This is a genomic window from Sphingomonas sp., assembly GCF_965200105.1.
Lineage (GTDB): Bacteria > Pseudomonadota > Alphaproteobacteria > Sphingomonadales > Sphingomonadaceae > Solisphingomonas.
The window spans coordinates 1,908,349-1,924,828 of the sequence record NZ_CBDATN010000002.1; the positions used below are offsets into that span (position 1 = coordinate 1,908,349).

General features: G+C 69.5%; 22 protein-coding genes. 8 read left to right on the forward strand and 14 right to left on the reverse strand.

Going from position 1 to position 16,480, the window contains the following annotated elements; all coding sequences use genetic code 11:
* The first annotated feature begins 35 nt into the window (after nucleotides 1–35).
* From ACOFKX_RS10855 to ACOFKX_RS10865, 3 genes are read left to right on the forward strand one after another with little or no spacing between them, the layout of a single operon-like run.
* Nucleotides 36–842, forward strand: coding sequence for a transglutaminase family protein (locus ACOFKX_RS10855; protein ID WP_419826992.1), 807 nt, complete (start codon nucleotides 36–38; stop codon nucleotides 840–842).
* 32 nt (nucleotides 843–874) lie between these two features.
* Nucleotides 875–1,231: a DMT family protein gene (locus ACOFKX_RS10860; RefSeq protein WP_419827410.1), complete on the forward strand. Its 357-nt coding sequence runs from the start codon at nucleotides 875–877 to the stop codon at nucleotides 1,229–1,231.
* Between the two features lie 37 nt (nucleotides 1,232–1,268).
* Nucleotides 1,269–4,019 carry a [protein-PII] uridylyltransferase gene (locus ACOFKX_RS10865; protein ID WP_419826993.1) on the forward strand — a complete coding sequence of 917 codons (2,751 nt, stop codon included), beginning with the start codon at nucleotides 1,269–1,271 and terminating at the stop codon, nucleotides 4,017–4,019.
* A 103-nt stretch (nucleotides 4,020–4,122) separates the two neighbouring features.
* On the opposite strand, the gene infC is transcribed toward ACOFKX_RS10865, so the two are convergent.
* The 4 genes from infC to metX form a co-directional block, all read right to left on the reverse strand.
* Nucleotides 4,123–4,659 carry a translation initiation factor IF-3 gene (infC, locus tag ACOFKX_RS10870; protein ID WP_419826994.1) on the reverse strand — a complete coding sequence of 179 codons (537 nt, stop codon included), beginning with the start codon at nucleotides 4,657–4,659 and terminating at the stop codon, nucleotides 4,123–4,125.
* 80 nt (nucleotides 4,660–4,739) lie between these two features.
* The gene (gene metW, locus ACOFKX_RS10875) at nucleotides 4,740–5,330 is read right to left on the reverse strand and encodes a methionine biosynthesis protein MetW (protein WP_419826995.1); all 591 of its coding nucleotides are present in this window, start codon (nucleotides 5,328–5,330) and stop codon (nucleotides 4,740–4,742) included.
* A complete protein-coding gene (locus ACOFKX_RS10880) occupies nucleotides 5,327–5,758 on the reverse strand; it encodes a GNAT family N-acetyltransferase (RefSeq protein ID WP_419826996.1) in 432 nt (143 codons plus the stop codon). Before ACOFKX_RS10880 ends, metW begins: the two co-directional genes overlap by 4 nt.
* Nucleotides 5,755–6,867, reverse strand: coding sequence for a homoserine O-acetyltransferase MetX (gene metX / locus ACOFKX_RS10885; protein WP_419826997.1), 1,113 nt, complete (start codon nucleotides 6,865–6,867; stop codon nucleotides 5,755–5,757). The genes ACOFKX_RS10880 and metX overlap by 4 nt, the downstream gene beginning before the upstream one ends.
* A 130-nt stretch (nucleotides 6,868–6,997) precedes the next feature.
* On the opposite strand from metX, the gene hisC reads away from it, so the two are divergent.
* The 4 genes from hisC (at nucleotide 6,998) to ACOFKX_RS10905 (ending at nucleotide 10,473) form a co-directional block, all read left to right on the forward strand.
* Nucleotides 6,998–8,098 (forward strand): histidinol-phosphate transaminase, encoded by a 1,101-nt coding sequence (gene hisC / locus ACOFKX_RS10890; protein WP_419826998.1) that lies wholly within the window; start codon nucleotides 6,998–7,000, stop codon nucleotides 8,096–8,098.
* Nucleotides 8,098–9,003 (forward strand): prephenate/arogenate dehydrogenase family protein, encoded by a 906-nt coding sequence (locus ACOFKX_RS10895; RefSeq protein WP_419826999.1) that lies wholly within the window; start codon nucleotides 8,098–8,100, stop codon nucleotides 9,001–9,003. Before hisC ends, ACOFKX_RS10895 begins: the two co-directional genes overlap by 1 nt.
* Before the next feature lie 149 nt (nucleotides 9,004–9,152).
* On the forward strand, nucleotides 9,153–9,377 hold the full coding sequence (locus ACOFKX_RS10900; RefSeq protein ID WP_419827000.1) for a dodecin: 225 nt from the start codon (nucleotides 9,153–9,155) through the stop codon (nucleotides 9,375–9,377).
* Between the two features lie 601 nt (nucleotides 9,378–9,978).
* Nucleotides 9,979–10,473 (forward strand): DUF892 family protein, encoded by a 495-nt coding sequence (locus ACOFKX_RS10905; RefSeq protein WP_419827001.1) that lies wholly within the window; start codon nucleotides 9,979–9,981, stop codon nucleotides 10,471–10,473.
* A 40-nt stretch (nucleotides 10,474–10,513) separates the two neighbouring features.
* On the opposite strand, the gene ACOFKX_RS10910 is transcribed toward ACOFKX_RS10905, so the two are convergent.
* The 4 genes from ACOFKX_RS10910 to ACOFKX_RS10925 all read right to left on the reverse strand — a co-directional run bounded on the left by ACOFKX_RS10910 (nucleotide 10,514) and on the right by ACOFKX_RS10925 (nucleotide 12,654).
* The gene (locus tag ACOFKX_RS10910; protein WP_419827002.1) at nucleotides 10,514–10,822 is read right to left on the reverse strand and encodes a hypothetical protein; all 309 of its coding nucleotides are present in this window, start codon (nucleotides 10,820–10,822) and stop codon (nucleotides 10,514–10,516) included.
* A gap of 77 nt (nucleotides 10,823–10,899) precedes the next feature.
* Nucleotides 10,900–11,601 (reverse strand): M48 family metallopeptidase, encoded by a 702-nt coding sequence (locus tag ACOFKX_RS10915; protein WP_419827003.1) that lies wholly within the window; start codon nucleotides 11,599–11,601, stop codon nucleotides 10,900–10,902.
* Nucleotides 11,602–11,608: 7 nt separating this feature from the next.
* Nucleotides 11,609–12,058 (reverse strand): YcgN family cysteine cluster protein, encoded by a 450-nt coding sequence (locus ACOFKX_RS10920; RefSeq protein ID WP_419827004.1) that lies wholly within the window; start codon nucleotides 12,056–12,058, stop codon nucleotides 11,609–11,611.
* Nucleotides 12,046–12,654, reverse strand: a complete 609-nt coding sequence (locus ACOFKX_RS10925) for an SCO family protein (protein ID WP_419827005.1) — start codon at nucleotides 12,652–12,654, stop codon at nucleotides 12,046–12,048. Before ACOFKX_RS10925 ends, ACOFKX_RS10920 begins: the two co-directional genes overlap by 13 nt.
* A gap of 38 nt (nucleotides 12,655–12,692) precedes the next feature.
* Between ACOFKX_RS10925 and ACOFKX_RS10930 the strand changes: the two genes are divergently transcribed.
* Nucleotides 12,693–13,292 (forward strand): ankyrin repeat domain-containing protein, encoded by a 600-nt coding sequence (locus tag ACOFKX_RS10930; RefSeq protein ID WP_419827006.1) that lies wholly within the window; start codon nucleotides 12,693–12,695, stop codon nucleotides 13,290–13,292.
* Here ACOFKX_RS10930 and ACOFKX_RS10935 read toward each other — a convergent pair.
* From ACOFKX_RS10935 to hpf, 6 genes are all read right to left on the reverse strand, one after another.
* The gene (locus tag ACOFKX_RS10935; RefSeq protein WP_419827007.1) at nucleotides 13,289–13,777 is read right to left on the reverse strand and encodes an MmcB family DNA repair protein; all 489 of its coding nucleotides are present in this window, start codon (nucleotides 13,775–13,777) and stop codon (nucleotides 13,289–13,291) included. The two genes, ACOFKX_RS10930 and ACOFKX_RS10935, sit on opposite strands and share 4 nt — an antisense overlap.
* A 37-nt stretch (nucleotides 13,778–13,814) precedes the next feature.
* The gene (locus ACOFKX_RS10940) at nucleotides 13,815–14,369 is read right to left on the reverse strand and encodes a cell wall hydrolase (protein ID WP_419827008.1); all 555 of its coding nucleotides are present in this window, start codon (nucleotides 14,367–14,369) and stop codon (nucleotides 13,815–13,817) included.
* Between the two features lie 227 nt (nucleotides 14,370–14,596).
* On the reverse strand, nucleotides 14,597–14,938 hold the full coding sequence (locus ACOFKX_RS10945; RefSeq protein WP_419827009.1) for a DUF1491 family protein: 342 nt from the start codon (nucleotides 14,936–14,938) through the stop codon (nucleotides 14,597–14,599).
* Nucleotides 14,935–15,420, reverse strand: coding sequence for a PaaI family thioesterase (locus ACOFKX_RS10950; protein ID WP_419827010.1), 486 nt, complete (start codon nucleotides 15,418–15,420; stop codon nucleotides 14,935–14,937). Before ACOFKX_RS10950 ends, ACOFKX_RS10945 begins: the two co-directional genes overlap by 4 nt.
* Nucleotides 15,417–15,884 carry a PTS sugar transporter subunit IIA gene (locus ACOFKX_RS10955; protein WP_419827011.1) on the reverse strand — a complete coding sequence of 156 codons (468 nt, stop codon included), beginning with the start codon at nucleotides 15,882–15,884 and terminating at the stop codon, nucleotides 15,417–15,419. Before ACOFKX_RS10955 ends, ACOFKX_RS10950 begins: the two co-directional genes overlap by 4 nt.
* Before the next feature lie 21 nt (nucleotides 15,885–15,905).
* Entirely contained in the window at nucleotides 15,906–16,478 is a 573-nt protein-coding gene (gene hpf / locus ACOFKX_RS10960; RefSeq protein ID WP_419827012.1) for a ribosome hibernation-promoting factor, HPF/YfiA family, read from the reverse strand.
* Nucleotides 16,479–16,480: the final 2 nt, after the last annotated feature.

A 16,480-nucleotide genomic window follows, 5' to 3' on the forward strand; every position in this document is an offset into this window, starting at 1 on the left:
TTGCGCGACGCGCCCGCGATCCCCATGTTGGCGGCATGGACGAAAGCATCGCCTATCTCGGCCTGATCGACGAGGACGACATCGTCCTCGATACCGCCGCGCTCGCGCTTGCCGCGCTCGACCATCCCGACACGGATACGTGCTCGCATCAGCGCATACTCGACGGGATCGCCGCGCGGCTTGCCGAGGAGGGGGTCGGCGCGATCGATGACGCCGCGCGTGCCGCAGTCCTCGCGCGCGTGATCGCGGGCGAGCATGGCTTCACCGGCGATCGCACGAGCTACGACGATCCCGACAACGCCGATCTCCTCCGCGTCATCGATCGCCGGCGCGGCCTGCCCGTCAGCCTCTCGATCCTCTACGTCGCCGCCGCGCGCCGCATCGGCTGGGAGGCGCACGCGCTCGACGTGCCGGGTCATGTGATGGTGCTCGTCGGCGACGGCTCGGTGCCGGTGATCGTCGATCCCTTCCGCGACGGCATGATCGTAGCACCCCACGCGTTCGCCGCGATCATGGCCCACGCGGGCGGCGGGGACGAGCAGCCGGCGGTGCGCCACGTCGCGGCGATGCCCAATCGCGCCGTCCTCGTCCGCCTGCTCAACAATCAGGCGACGCGCGCGGAGGCGGCGGGACGCGGCCGCCGCGCGCTCGAGCTTTACCGTCGCATGACCGTCTTCGCGCCCGCCGACGGCGCCGCCTGGTGGCAGCGGGCGCGGCTCGAGCTCGCCGATGGCGACGTCTCCGCCGCTCGCGCCAGCCTGGGCTCGATGCTGGAGATGACGCGCGACGCCGACGTACGCGCCCGCGTCAACGAGACGCTGAGCGCCTTGGCGACCGCTTGACGGCACGCCGCGCGAGGCGGACGGGCGGCACCATGCTCTCCCCTCGCCTCCTGCCGGTCCTGCTGCTGGTCGGCTCCAACCTGTTCATGACGTTCGCGTGGTACGGGCACCTGAAGTTCCGCGATCGGCCGCTGTGGATCGTCGTGCTGGCGAGCTGGGGCATCGCCTTCTTCGAATATTGGCTGGCGGTGCCCGCCAACCGCATCGGCAGCACCGTCTATTCGGCCGCCCAGCTGAAGGCGATGCAGGAGGTCGTCACGCTGACGATCTTCTCGATCTTCTCGTGGGCCTATCTCGGCCAGCGTATCGGCTGGAGTCAGGCGGCGGGCTTCGCGCTGATCGCGTGCGGCGCCTTCTTCCTGTTTCGCGGCGGGGCGGCTACCGCCTGATACTGGTTCTTCACGCCAGTGTCGCTACATCGCCACCGTGGCCTCCCGTTTCGACACCCTCCCGCAGCGCCGCCAGATCGTAGACCGGCGTGACGTTGCCGATCGCCTGGCCGCGCTTCCCGATGACGAGGCGCTGCGTCGCGCCGCGACGGCGACGCTGCGCGATGCGCTCGGAATGGGCCGCGACGAGCTCGTCCGGCGGCTGACCGAGCATCCGTCGCGCGGACTGGAGGCGGCGGCGGGCTACGCCTTCCTGACCGACCAGATCCTCCGGCTCGCCTTCGATCTCGCGGTGGAGCGGCTGCACCCGAACCCCAATCCCACCAAGGCCGAGCGGCTCACCCTCATGGCGGTTGGCGGCTATGGCCGCGCCGAGATGGCGCTCCATTCCGACGTCGATATCGCCTTCCTGACACCATGGAAGCAGACGCCTTGGACTGAGCGCGTCATCGAATCGATCCTCTACGTGCTGTGGGATCTCGGCCTCAAGGTCGGCCACTCCAGCCGCTCGCTCGACGAGATGGTCCGCCAGGCCAAAGCCGACCTGACGGTGCGCACCGCGCTGCTCGAAGGTCGTTTCGTATGGGGCGACGAGGCGCTGTACGACGAAGCGGCGCGCCGCTTCGAGGCGGAAGTGCAGGCTGGCACCGCCCGCGCCTTCATCACCGACAAGCTCACCGAGCGCAACGCGCGCCACAAGCGGATGGGCGACAGCCGTTACGTCGTCGAGCCCAACGTCAAGGAGGGCAAGGGCGGGCTTCGCGACCTCCACACGCTGTTCTGGATCGGCAAGGTCGTCCACCAGGTCCGCCTCGCCGCCGATCTCGTGCCCGCAGGCCTCCTGACGGTAGAGGAGCTGCGCCAGTTCCAGCGCGACGAGAATTTCCTGTGGGCGGTGCGCTGCCAGATGCACCTCATCGCCCATCGCGCCGAGGACCGGCTGACCTTCGACCTTCAGCGCGACGTCGCACAGCGGATGCGCTATGCCGATCGTCCCGGCCGCCCTGCGGTCGAACGCTTCATGCAGCATTACTTCCGCACGGCGCGATCGGTCGGCACGCTCACCGGGCTGTTCCTCACTCACCTCGACGAGAGCTTCGAGCGCCGCCGCAGGCCCCGTTTCAAGCTGCCCTCCGTCGGACGGAAGCGGCAACTCGATGGCTTCGTTCTCGATCACGGCAAGCTCGCCGCGCCCGACGACGGCTTCTTCGCCGCCGATCCCGTCCGGCTCCTCGCGCTGTTCGCCGTCGCCGATCGCCACGGCTTGGAAATCCACCCGCTCACCATGCGGCAGGCCTCGCGCGACGCCGGGCTGATCAGCGCCGCAGTCCGGGTCGACGCCCGCGCCAACGCCATCTTCCTCGGCCTGCTCGCGAGCGAGAACGGATCGGCGAAGGCGCTCAGGTGGATGAACGAGGCGGGGGTGTTCGGCCGCTTCGTGCCCGACTTCGGCCGCGTCGTCGCGCGGATGCAGTTCGACATGTATCACCATTACACGGTGGACGAGCACACGCTCCACGCCATCGACCTGCTGTCCCGGATCGAGCGCGGCGAGCTGGCCGGGGACCACCCGCTCGCCGCCGAGCTGATGGGGAAGATCGCCTCGCGTCGCGCGCTGTACGTCGCGGTGCTGCTGCACGACATCGCCAAGGGGCGCGGCGGCGATCATAGCGTGCTGGGCGCGGAGATCGCGTGCCGGCTGTGCCCGCGCCTGGGGCTCACACCCGCCGAGACGGAGACCGTGTCGTGGCTGGTGCGCTATCACCTGCTGCTGTCTGACACCGCCTTCAAGCGCGACCTGTCGGACTTCAAGACGATCCTGAACTTCGTCGAGACGGTGCAGAGCGTCGAGCGGCTGCGTCTCCTCCTCCTCCTCACGGTCGTCGACATCCGCGCGGTGGGACCCGGCGTGTGGAACGGGTGGAAGCGCCAGCTCCTCGGCCAGCTCTACGACGCGGCGGAGGAGGTGCTGCGGCTGGGCCATAAGCACAAGGGCCGGCGCGAGCGGATCGGCGAGAAGCAGGCCGTCCTCGCCGCCGCGCTCGGTTGGGAAGAGGCGCGCTTCGCCGCCCACGCTCGCCGCCTGCCCGACGCCTACTGGGTAGCCGAGGCGCCCGACGTGCTGGAGGCGAACGCGCGCGTCATCGCCGAAACGGATGCGGAAGGATCCTCGCTGCGGATCGCGACCCAGCCCGAGCCGGCGCACGGCGCCACGCTGGTGACGGTCTACGCCGCCGATCATCCCGGACTGTTCTTCCGCATCGCGGGTGGCATCCACGTCGCGGGCGGCAACATCATCGACGCGCGCATCCATACGACGCGCGACGGCATGGCGCTCGACAATTTCCTGGTGCAGGATCCCCTCGGCGGCCCGTTCGAGGAGGCGGAGCGGCTGGATCGCCTGCGTCGCGCCATCGAGGACGCGCTCGCCAACCGCTCGCGGCTCGCCGACCGGCTGGCGGACAAGAAGCCGGCACGCGCGCGGGCCGATACGTTCCAGATCGTGCCCGACGTGCTCATCGACGGCAAGGCGTCGAACCGCTACACCGTCGTCGAGGTCAACGCTCGCGATCGGCCGGCGCTGCTTCACGCGCTCGCCTACGCGCTGTTCCAATCCAAAGTGACGATCCACTCGGCGCATATCGCCACCTATGGCGAGCGCGCGGTCGACACCTTCTACTTGACCGACCTTACCGGCGAGAAGATCGCGGGCCCGCACCGGCTGAAGACGTTGCAGCGGCGCTTGCTCGCGGCGGCAGCGGGCGAGGTGCTCGCCGACGCCGCCTGAGTGCCCTCGGCCTATGCCGAACCTGCGAGGGGAACGTTCGGCCTGTCGGGCTCCCCATGCGGACGCTCCCGCCCGCCGCTACACGCGCGTTCGCCTCACCGCATCACTTCGGCGCGATCACCATCAGCATCTGGCGGCCCTCCATGCGCGGGAACTGCTCGACCTTGGCGACTTCCGCCACGTCGGCCTGAACGCGCTGGAGCACCTGCATGCCGAGCTGCCCGTGCGCGAGCTCGCGCCCGCGGAAGCGCAAGGTGCACTTCACCTTGTCGCCCTCGCCGATGAACTCGAAGATCTTCTTCATCTTCGTGTCGTAGTCGTGATCGTCGATGTTCGGACGCATCTTGATCTCCTTGATCTCCTGCGTCTTCTGCGACTTGCGGGCGAGGTTCGCCTTCTTCTGCGCTTCGTACTTGAACTTGCCCACGTCGAGGAACTTGCACACCGGCGGATCGGCGTTGGGCGACACCTCGACGAGGTTGAGCCCCTGCTCGCGCGCCTGCTCCATCGCCTCGCGCGTGTACATCACGCCCAGATTCTCGCCCGCCTCGTCGATCACGCGCACGCGCGGGACCTGGATGAACTCGTCGAAGCGGGGGCCGTTCAGCACGGGCGGCGCGCCCAGCGGGCGGCGCATCATCGGTGGCGGTATGGCGTCTTCTCCTGGCAGACCTGATCCGAACGCCAACCATATAGTCGATCCGTGAAGATTCCGGAAGGTCAGGCCCGGCTGATCAGGAAGATCGCGTGCTCCGCCCACAGGTTCGCGGCCGCCGGCCCGCGCAGCCGGTCTCCGGCGAGAAACCAGCTTCGCTGCGTGGCGATGCCGCGCTCGCGCAGGAAGGCACGGAAATCGTCGATCGTCAGGTGGTGGATGTTGGGCGTGTCGTGCCAACCCTCGGGCAGCGTGCGTGTCACCGGCATCCGCCCGCCCCACAGCAGCGAAGCCCGCACCCGCCAGTGCGCGAAGTTGGGGAACGAGACGAAGGCATAGCGTCCGATGCGCAGCAACTCGTCCAGCACGCACGCCGGCCTGGCGCTCGTCTGCAGCGTCTGGGAGAGGATCGCGTAGTCGAACGCGCCGGAGGGGTAGCCGGCCAGGTCCGTGTCGGCATCGCCCTGCACCACCGACAGCCCACGCGCCATCGCGGCGGCGACGTTGGCGGCATCGATTTCGATGCCGCGCGCATCCACGCCACGCTCGTCTCGCAATGCCGCCATGAGCATCCCGTCGCCGCAACCGACGTCGAGCACGCGGGCGCCGGATGGCACGTGGCCGGCGATGATCGACAGATCGGGGCGCAGGCTCATCGCATCGCCTCCAGCACGGCCACCGCTTCCTGCGACAGCCGCTCCATGTAGTTCTGGGGTCGCAGAGGCGGGTGGAAGCCCAGCGGCGCGTAGACGCCGTGCGCGTCGAGCGTGACGAGAGCGACGCGACGCAGACCCGCGAAGTCCGGATGATCGAGGAACCAGCCGACCATCCGGCGACCGAGTCCTTCGCCGCGCGCGGCTTCGTCGATCCAGACGTCGGCGATCCACGCGAACGTGGCGTAATCGGTGATCGCGCGCGCGAAGCCGACCTGCCGATCGCCCTCATACGCGCCAAGGCAGTGCGAGCCCGCGATCGCGCGCTCGACCCGCTCCAGCGCGATCCCCGGCGACCAGTAGCTGGATGCGAGCCAACCATGGATGCGTGCAACGTCGAGCCGCGCCTTGTCGTCGGATAGCGCGATCACGTCGCCGCCCCGAGGAAGCCGCCTACCACGCGATCGAGTTCGGGCACGTCCAGCAGAAAGGCGTCGTGGCCGAACGGCGAGGACAGCTCGACGAAGCTCGTCGCCGCGCCGCCGGCGTTCAGTGCCTGCACGATCGTTCGCGACTCGGCCGTCGGGTACAGCCAGTCGGTATCGAACGACACGAGGCAGAAGCGCGCGGCCGATCGCCGGAAGGCGTCGGCGAGGCGACCGCCATGTTCCTCGGCCAGATCGAAATAGTCCATGGCGCGCGTGATGTAGAGGTAGGAGTTGGCGTCGAAGCGATCGACGAAGCTGATGCCCTGGTGGCGGAGGTAGCTCTCGACCTGGAAGTCCGCGTCGAAGCCGAAGCGCTTGGCCCCCTCCGGGCTGTTGGGGCGCTTCTGGAGGCGACGGCCGAACTTCTCGGTCAGCCCGGCTTCCGACAGGTAGGTGATGTGCGCCGCCATGCGCGCGACGGCGAGCCCGGCGGCGGGAGGATCGTCCGACTCGTAATAGTCGCCGCCGCGCCACTTGGGGTCCGCCATCACCGCCTGCCGGCCGACCTCGTGGAAGGCGATGTTCTGCGCGGAGTGGCGCGCGGCGGACGCGATCACCACGGCGGCGCGCACGCGCTCCGGATAGGTCGCCGTCCACTCCAGCACCTGCATCCCGCCCATCGATCCGCCGACGGCGGCGGCCAGCACTCCGATGCCGAGATGATCGAGCAGCATCGCCTGCGCGCGCACCATGTCGCGGAGGGTGAGGACCGGGAACCGCATCGCGAATGCGCGCCCGTCCGCCGCCGCCGAGGCCGGACCGGACGAGCCCATGCACGAGCCCAGCACGTTGGCGCAGACGACGAACCAGCGATCCGTGTCGATCGGCCGCCCCGGCCCCACCATGCGGTGCCACCAGCCCGGGCGGCCGGTGCGCGGATGAACGCTGGCGACATGCTGGTCGCCGGTGAGCGCGTGCGCGACGAGGATGGCGTTGCCACGATCGGGCGCGAGGATGCCGTAGGTCTCGTAGGCGATCGTCACCGGCGCGAGTTGGGTGCCGCCGTCGAGCGCCAGCGGCCCGGGCAGGACGACGCTGCGGGCCGTTCCCATACGCTGGTCCACCAGCGGTGCGATGCGTCGCGAGGAGAAAGCTGTCAATCGCGGGCGCCGCCGCCGAGATGGCGCGCGCGACGTGGTGAGCGCCGTTCCCCTTCCCCGCCATCGCCGCTACAGCGCGGCCATGACGAACATGCCCCTTCAACCCGTGGTCAAGCCGTGGATCGACGCAATCGCGCCCTACGTGGCCGGCCGCGCGACCACCACCAGCGGTGCCGCCGCCGCCAAGCTCTCCTCGAACGAGAACCCGCTCGGCACACCCGATGAGGCACGCGCCGCCTTCGCTGCCGCCGCGCACCACCTGGAGGTTTATCCCGACGCCGGCGCCGCCGCGCTACGCGAGGCGATCGCCGCTCATTACGGCATCGAAGCCGACCGGGTGATCCACGGCACCGGATCGGACGAGGTGCTGCACCTCGTCGCCGGCTCGTTCGCCGGGGTGGGCGACGAGGTGCTCTACGTCCGCTACGGCTTCTCGGTCTACCCGATCGCGGCGCGACGGGTCGGCGCGACGCCTGTCGAGGCCGCAGACCGGGATTATGCTACCGACGTGGACGCGCTGCTGGCGTGCGTGACGGGACGAACCAAGGTGGTCTACGTCGCCAATCCCAACAACCCGACGGGCACCTACACGCGGCGCGAGGAGATCGCGCGGCTCCACGCCGGCGTACCGGCGGACGTCATGCTGGTGATCGATCAGGCCTATACCGAGTATCTCGACGCGGCCGACGACGACGGCGCACTGGAACTTGCGCGCGCGGCGCCGAACGTGATGGTGACGCGCACCTTCTCCAAGATCTTCGGGCTGGCGGCGGAGCGGATCGGCTGGGCCTACGGCCCCGCTCACGCGATCCACGCCATGCAGCGCATCCGCGCGCCTTTCAACGTCACCACCGCCGGCCAGCACGCGGCGATCGCGGCGCTGGGCGCGGATCGCTTCCTGACCGAGAGCCGCGAGCACAACCGGCGATGGCGAAGCTGGTTCGAGGAGCAGGTGGACGCGATCCCCGGCCTGCGAGCGGTGCCGTCCAAGGCCAATTTCGTCCTCGTCCTGTTCGAGGGCCAGCTCTCCGCCGAGCAGGCTTATGAGGGGTTGATGGCTGCGGGCTTCATCACGCGCTGGCTGCCCGGCCAGGGCCTGCCGCACGCGCTCCGCATCACGATTGGAACCGAGGCGCAGATGAGAGGCGTCGTTGAGGCCCTGCGCGGGATGGCCGGCGGCTGATGCTGCCCTTCGCGCGCGTGTCGGTGATCGGACTGGGGCTGATCGGCTCCTCGATCGCGCGCGCGGTGCGTGCGACGATGCCGACCGTCGCGCTCTCCGGCCACGACGCGGATCCGGCGGTACGCGCGCGCGTCGCCGAGCTCGGCCTCGTCGACGATCTCGCCGATACGGCGACGGCGGCGGTGACGGACGCGGACCTCGTCATCCTCTGCGTGCCGCCCGGCCGCATCGGCGAGGTGGCCACCGCGATCGCCGACGAGCTGCCCGCCGACGCGATCGTCTCCGACGTCGGATCGGCCAAGGTGCGCGTGCTGGCTGAGCTGGTGGCGGCGCTGCCCGGCCGAAAGGTCGTGCCCGCGCACCCGGTTGCCGGCACCGAGCGCAGTGGGCCGGATGCAGGTTTCGCCACGCTGTTCGAAGGTCGCTGGTGCATCGTCACGCCACCCGCCGACGCAGACCCGATAGCGGTCGAGCGGATCAGCGAGTTCTGGCGCAGGCTCGGCAGCCAGGTGGAGACGATGGATGCCGCGCATCATGATCGCGTGCTCGCGGTCACCAGCCACCTGCCCCACCTCATCGCCTACACCATCGTCGGCACCGCATCCGACATGGAGGAGGTGACGGCGAGCGAGGTCATCAAATATTCGGCCGGCGGTTTCCGCGACTTCACCCGCATCGCCGCCTCCGATCCGACGATGTGGCGCGACGTGTTCCTGTCGAACCGCGAGGCGGTGCTGGAGATGCTCCAGCGCTTCACCGAGGACCTGACCGCGTTGCAGCGGGCGATCCGCTGGGGCGACGGCGATGCCCTGTTCGACCTGTTCACGCGCACCCGCGCGGTCCGCCGCTCGATCCTAGAGACGGGGCAGGATGATCCGGCGCCTGATTTCGGACGCAGGCACTAGTCTGAGGTTCACGCCGACGGGGCCCGGCCACCCGAAGCGACCGGCTGGATCGCGGCGACCCTGCGAAGTCCAGGGGTGGGATGCATCGTGCGTTGGTGGTATCACAGGCGCGACGTGGAAACCTGAGCTGCGGCAAACGGAGGCATGAGATGAGTAACTATGTAGCCAAGATCGTCGAAGTCGTCGGCACATCGGACAAAAGCATAGACGACGCCATCGAAGGCGCCGTCGCGCGCGCCAGCGAGACGCTGCGCCATATTCGCTGGTTCGAGGTTACCGAGATGCGAGGCCAAGTGAAGGAGGGAAAGGTCGAGCGGTATCAGATCATATTGAAGCTCGGCTTCTCGCTTGACGAGAAGGCCAACCACGACTGATCCGCAGCAGATCCGATTGTAACGGGAACCTTCGTTCAGCGTAGAGGGCGAACCTCGTCGCAGACCGCATCACCTCGCCCCCAAAGCTGCTTGCGTGTCGCGGCCGCAGCAGCCGGGTCGTCGAGGTGATCGGCTGTTTCGCGCGGGCAATTAAAACCCTGCAGGAGTGGGATCGCAGGCCGCCGACGGCCAGGCCGCGCACGGCTATCTGGCCCCGCCGACTTCGCGAAAAGGCATCACGTCGAACTTCGAGCGGCGCGCTCGCGTCATGCAAGCCCGTCGCAGCGATCGGAAACGATCCCGAGGTAGCGGTGGCGACCTAGCGCCCGGACGGTCCCACCTCCCGAAAGTCGGGCAACTCGGCCAGCGCCAGGCCGTTGATGTCGCCGCTCGAGGTGCTTCTTCCAAGCTAGACCGTGTTTTTCCGATGTCTCAGCACGCCTGCCCATGATCTCTGCTGCCGCATCCGGCCATGCGGATGCCTGACCGACGGCATGTCGCGTCCAGTCGCCGATTTCGCTTGAGGTAGCGGAACCCTCCGCCCGGTGGCTCGCTCCCCTTCCTCTAGCGGCCGCCGCCGCCGGAAGAGGAGGACGCCGTCATGTCGACACCCGAGGATCTGAAGGACCTGTATATCGACGAGCTCAAGGACCTCTGGTCGGCCAACGACCAGATGCAGCGGCTCCTGAAGAAGGTCGCGTCCAAGGCGAGCGACGCCGATCTCAAGGAGATGCTGGCGGGATCGCAGGAGGGCATCGGCAAGCACAGCGACATCCTCAAGGAGCTGATCGCCGGCCAGGAGGAGAAGGTGTCGAAGGAGCATTGCAAGGGAATGGAAGGCCTCGTCACCGAGGCCACCAAGCACATCGTCGAGGAAGGCCCGGAGAAGGGTCCGCTGCTCGACGCGCTGATCGTCGCGCAATATCAGCGCATGTCGCACTACGGCATCGCCGGCTTCGGCACGGCGGCCGCCTATGCCAAGGCGCTCGGCCTCAAGGACGACGCGAAGCGGCTGAAGGACGCGACCAAGGAAATCTACGGCAGCGACCGCTACGCGACCAAGCTCGCGGAGACGGTCGAGGCGAGCGCGGCCTGATCGGGTGGGGCGGGACCTGGCGTCCCGCCCCAAGCGCCGATCAGCTCTCGGTCACCTCGGCGGCGTCGAACTCGGCGAACGCGGAGCGCACCTCGCCCGCCACCGCCTCGTCCTCAAGGTCGACCGAGACCGTGACGCGCCCTTCGAGTTCGCTGTCGTCCCGCTCCTCGGGGCTCGGCGAACCGGCCTCCGTGTCCGATCCCGCGCGCTCGACGCCGGCGCTGTTCTCGTCGCCCGCGGTGGCGATGAAGATGTCGGTCCGTTCGATCCCGAACTGCTGGACCAGTCGCTCCACCGTCATCTCGGCCTCGCGACGGGTGTCGAAACTCGCGGTCAAGGTCGTGCTCATGCCGTGCTCCCATGGTGCCGGCCCGCGCCGGCGTCGGACGGAAAACGCCCGACGCCGCGTTAGGGCTCAGCTCGCGATCAGGACGATCGCCCGTCCGTCGCAGGCGATGCGGGACGACCGACAGCGTGGAGCGCGGCGCCATGGCGGCGAAGCCAGGCACGGGGAACTGCGGGGTCCTGCCCGAACAGGCGCCGCTCGGCGGCCCGGAAATCCGGCCCGTGGTTCATGTGGAGACGATGCGCGACCTCGTGCGCGACGGTGGAGCGCAGCACATCCTCGGGCGCCATGACGAGCCGCCAGGAGTAGCGGATGTCGCCCGATGCCGTGCAGCTTCCCCAGCGCACACGGGGATCGCCGACCGAGACACGGCCGACCGACACGGCCGCGTCCGCCGCCACCGCGCGCGTCTCGCGATCGAGCAGCACCAGCGCCTCCGCGCGCAGCCAGGCGATCAGGCGACGCGGCAGCGCCTCGATCGTACCGCCGACCCGCAACCTCTCGCCCGCCTGCTCGGGCGCGCGGCGATGGTCCGGCGACCAGTCGATCGTCACGTCGCGGCCGCGCAGCGGGATGGTCGCGCCCGGCATGATCGGCCTGGACAGCGGCAGCGCGGCGAGCCGAGCCTCGATCCAGCCGCGATGCTCCTCCGCCCAGGCGCGGCCACGCGCCTCGGTCATCCGCGGCGGCAGCGTCAGGCGCACCGCGCCGCTCGCCGCATCGACACGCAGCAGGGCTCGCCGCGCCGAGGCGTGGCGGCGCACGATCAGCGCGTAGGCCATGGCCGCGTCACAGCTCGCGCTCGACGATGTGGTTCTCCAGGTCGCCGACCTCGTCCTCGCTCACCGTCCAGCCGCGCACCGAGATGCCGGCGCGATGCACGCTCTCGGGATCGCCGCTCACCAGCGGGTGCCAGTCGGCGAGCGGTCGCCCCTCGGCGAGCAGGCGGTAGGCGCAGGTGGTGGGGAGCCAGTCGTGCGTCGCAACGGTGCGCGCGGTCAGCCGCACGCACTCCGGCACGAAGGCGTGGCGGCGGCGATAATCCTTGCAACGGCCGGCGCGCCTGTCGAGCAGGCGACAGGCGACGTTGGTGGGGAAGATCTCGCCGGTCTCGTCGTCCTCCAGCTTGTGGAGGCAGCATTTGCCGCAGCCGTCGCAGAGCGACTCCCACTCGACGCGGCTCATCTTCTCGAGCGGCTTCTCCTCCCAGAAGCGGGACGGGGCGTTCACCGCACCCAATCCGAGAAGGTGGCGGCAACGGCATCGGCTCCCTGATCGGTGGGCAGCAGCGCGATCGGCTTATTGTCGGGGCTGAACAGCATGGCCTGGCTCATATGGTCGACCAAGTAGCCGGATGCACCCTTCGCCGGCTGCGCCTTGTAGTAGACGCCATATTCCTTGGCGGTGCGCGCGATCGCGTCGGCGCTGCCGGTGAGTCCGACGAGCTGCGGTCCGAAGGCGGCGACGTAGCGCTTGAGCACCGCGGGCGTGTCGCGCGCGGGGTCGACGCTGACGAAGATCGGCACCAGCCTGGCGGCGTCGGCCGGGTGCGCGTGCGCGAAGCGGCGAAATCCCTCCATCAGCACCTGCAGCGTCGTCGGGCAGACATCCGGGCAGTAGCTGTAGCCGAAGTAGATCGCCCGGTAGCGACCGGCGAAGGCGCGCTCGGTGACGAGGCGGCCATCCTGGTCGACGAGCGAGAAGGGGCCGCCGATCGCCGCGCCGGCCAGCGGCGCGGTGGCAGGATCGGGCGCGCGGTGGCAGCCCGCCACAAGGGCGCCGAGCAGCAGCGTCGCCGCCCACGATGCACGGACGTTCATGGCGCGGCCAGCCATGCTGCGCTACGCCTCGCTTGGCAAGCGGGAGGGCGGCGATGCGGCGGTGGCACGGCTGGGCGATGATGGCGGCGATCGTGGCGTCCGCTCCGGCGGTGGCGCAGCAGTTCATGTCGGACAGCTACGGCTTCTTGAAGGCGGTGCGCGACCGCGACGGCGCCAAGGTGCAGGAGGCGCTGGACAAGCCCGGCTCCACCATCCTGACCTCGCGCGAAAGCGCGACGGGGGAGACGGCGCTGCACATCGTCACCAAGCGCCGCGACGGCACCTACGCGCAGGTGTTCCTGTCTCGCGGCGCCGATATCGACGCGCGCGATCGCCAGGGGCTGACGCCCCTCGCCGACGCGGCGCAACTCGGCTGGGTGGAGGGCGTCCAACTCTTCCTCGGGCGCGGCGCGCGCGTCGACCTCGCCGACGATCGCGGCGAGACCCCGCTCATCCTCGCTACCCAGGCGCGCAGCCTGCCCGTGGCCAAGGTGCTGCTCGACGCAGGTGCCGATCCCCGCGCGACCGACAGCGTCGCCGGCATGTCCGCGATCGACTATGCGCGCCGCGACGGCCGCTCCGAGGCGCTGCTGCGGATGCTGGAGACGACGCCGCCGAAGCCCAAGCGCAGCATCGCGGGTCCGCCACGCTAATCGAAGGCGACCAGCGCGGGATCGAGACTGCCGAGCACGCGCCGGGCGGCGCGACGCGCGAAGCGCAGCGTCTCGGCCTTGCGGCGCGCGCCGGGAAGCGGCCGGCACGCCGCCTCGCGCAGCACCTGCGCCTCGTAGCGATCCGCGACGATCAGCCCGGCGACGGCGGGACGGAGCTGCTCGCCCTCGAACGGCGAAAGGTCGAAGCCGGGTGGCACCGCCCAGTAGAAACGATCGCAGTAATCGAGATAGTCGGGCCACTTGCCGTCGCCGAGCAGATCGGCACGCGATACCTTGATCTCGACGATCGCGATCTGGCCACGCCCGTCGATCGCCATGATGTCGGCGCGCCGGCCATTGCCGAGCGGCACCTCGCAGAGCGTCATGCGATCCGCGTGGAAGAACAGGCGCGACACGCCGCGCGCGACGTCGCGCGCCTGCGGCGGCGCATCGGCGAGGCATTCCGCTACGGCCGGCTGGTTCATGCCCGCCGATTAGAACGTCCAGCGAACGAGGGAAAGCTCAGCGGAAGAAAATGTGGTTGCCGATCGAGGCGATGCGCGACTTGCCCCAGCCGGGCGAGACGTAGCGCGCGTGGAAGAACAAGGCGGCGGGCGCGATCTGCTTCCAGAGCCCATCGCGCGCGATCCGGGCGATCGCGACGGCGCGCGACCAGGCGGAGTTGACCGCCGGCGTGGGCACCTCGCCGTGGCGCATGAAGGAGAACTGGCCAGGCTGCTTGACGACGCCGCACACGCTGTCGGCGAAGCGGCCGGACTTGGCCCGGTTGATGATCGTCTGCGCGACGGCGAGCTGTCCGGCGAGCGGCTCGCCCTTGCTCTCATAATAGACGCTGGCGGCGAGGCAGCGATCCTCGGGCGTGTCCGCCGTGTCGCCGGCTTTGGCGGAGACCAGGTCCTCAAGCGAACCGGGCGACGGCGCGTCGGCGGTCTGCGCGGTGGAGAAACCGGCCTCGGCGGCGCGGAGCCGGGCGATGTCCCCTGCAATGAGCGGGGCGGTAACTGCCGCCAGCATAGCGGTGGCGGTCGATCCGGAGCTACCGATCTCGGCGGCCATGGAAGGAGTGGCGAGACCGCCAAACCCGGCCGCGCAACAAAAGGACGCCGCCGAGAAGGCGACGCGAGCAAATCCGCGCATGATGTTTCGCAACGAGGCGGTGGATCCGACCCGGCCTCGCAACGTTGAGGCCCAGCGCTATCCCCCGACTACGGAGCCCGCCTGGAAGCATGGCGGTCGCCGTTACTGGATGACGACTCTCCCGTGGCCGGCCGATTGCCGTAGCGTCAACCCGTACTCGTCATTTCAGCGGCGAAGCGTTCCGCGTCCGGGATATCCAGTTCAAGCACCCAAAGGTCGGAGTCGATCAAACCCCGTCGCTCCAGATAATCGTTAACAACTTGTTTTTGCTCGATCTCTTCGCGCGATCGGAACTGCCAGCCGTAATGACCGCGCGAGCGTAGCACCCGCTCCAACAATCCTAGGACAGCGCCGCGCTCGGCGATCAGGACGAGGATCGCGCCGGCGTCACGCTCACCCCGGCGCAGGACGGCGGCATGGCCGCCCAGCGCCTGCGAACGACGAATCAGGCCGGATATTTCGATATGCGCCGGCAGCCTGCCACTCACTCTGCGCCCACGCCCGCGTAGCCCGGCAGCGAGGAGAGCGCGAAGCGCGAGCGCATGAAGGTGCCGGTGCCGCGCGCCACCTCCTCGCCCTCCCCGTCGACCAGCCGTGCATCCGCGACCAACACGCGCCGCCGACCGCTCACCCAGCGCCCCTCCGCCACAACCGGGCCGCCCCTGATCGGGCGGGTTAGCAGCAGGTTGAACGCGGTGGTCAGCAGGAACCGGTCGCTTACCAGGCTGTTCGCCGCGTAGAAGGCCGCGTCGTCGAGCATCTTGAAGTAGATGGTCCCGTGCGCGGCGCCGGCGGCGTGGTGGCTGCGCCCATCGACCGTGAAGCGGATACGCGCCACCCCTGCTTGCGCGACCTCCAGCCGCGACTCAAACAGGTGGTTGACCGGGGCCGCCGCGTAAAGCCGTTCAAGCGCGCGGAAATGCGCCTCCTCGCCGGCGTTCACGGTCTCGGCTGGAGCATCGTCGCTCACGCCGCGTCGCGCGCGCCGCCGTCCGCGAACAGCGCGTAGAGCGCGTCGGCCGAACCCGCGCCGCGCAGCTTGGCGACGAAGGCGCGGTCGCGAAGCCGGCGGCTGACCCGCGCCAGCGCCTTCAGGTGATCGACGCCCGCGTCGGGCGGCGAGAGCAGCACGAAGACGAGATCCACCGGCACCGCGTCGATCGCCGCGAAGTCGAGCGGCCTGTCCAGCATGGCGAACAGGCCGACGACGCGGGGCAGGCCGTCTATCTTGCCGTGCGGGATGGCGACGCCCGCGCCGAAGCCCGTCGATCCGAGGCGCTCGCGTTCGGCCAGTCGCTCGGCGATGAGCTTGGGGTCGAGCGCGAGGCCGCGCGCGGCGAGCCCGCCGACCTGCGCGAACAGCGCCTTCTTCGATCCCGCCGCGAGATCGTGGAAGACGGCGTCGGCCGCGAGAATGTCGCTGAAGTCGTCCATCGCCGGGCGAGGCGCCCTGCCTCAGCCGCCGCGGTTCGGCTCGACCCAGCCGATGGTGCCATCGCCACGCCGGTAGACCATATTGTACGCGCCCGTGCCCGCGTTGCGGAACAACAGCGCGCCGGTGTTGCGCAGGTCGAGCATCATCACCGCGTCGGACACGGTGGCGTCGGGCACGTCGACGCGTGTCTCGGCGACGATGAGCGGCGCGTCGGCGACCTCCTCCTCCTCGTCACGGCCGACGTCGAACACCGTGTAGCCGGCATTGTCGTCGACGCCGTCAGCAGGCGTGGCGCCATGGCTCTTGAGGCGCTTGGAGTAGCGCCGGATCTGCTTCTCGATCTTGGCGGCGGCCTCGTCGAAGGCGGGGTGGGCGTCGGCGCCCATGCCGGATGCCTTCATCACCAGTCCGTTCGTCACGTGCGCCACGATGTCGCAGGTGAAGCGGTTGTCGTGCGGTCCCTTGCCGAAGGTCGTCTGTGCCGAGATCGTGCGCGAGAAATACTTGTCCGCGATACCATTCAGCCGATCGACCACATGGCCGCGAAGCGCCTCGCCGGTATCGACCTGGTGGCCGGAAACGCGGATGTCCATGC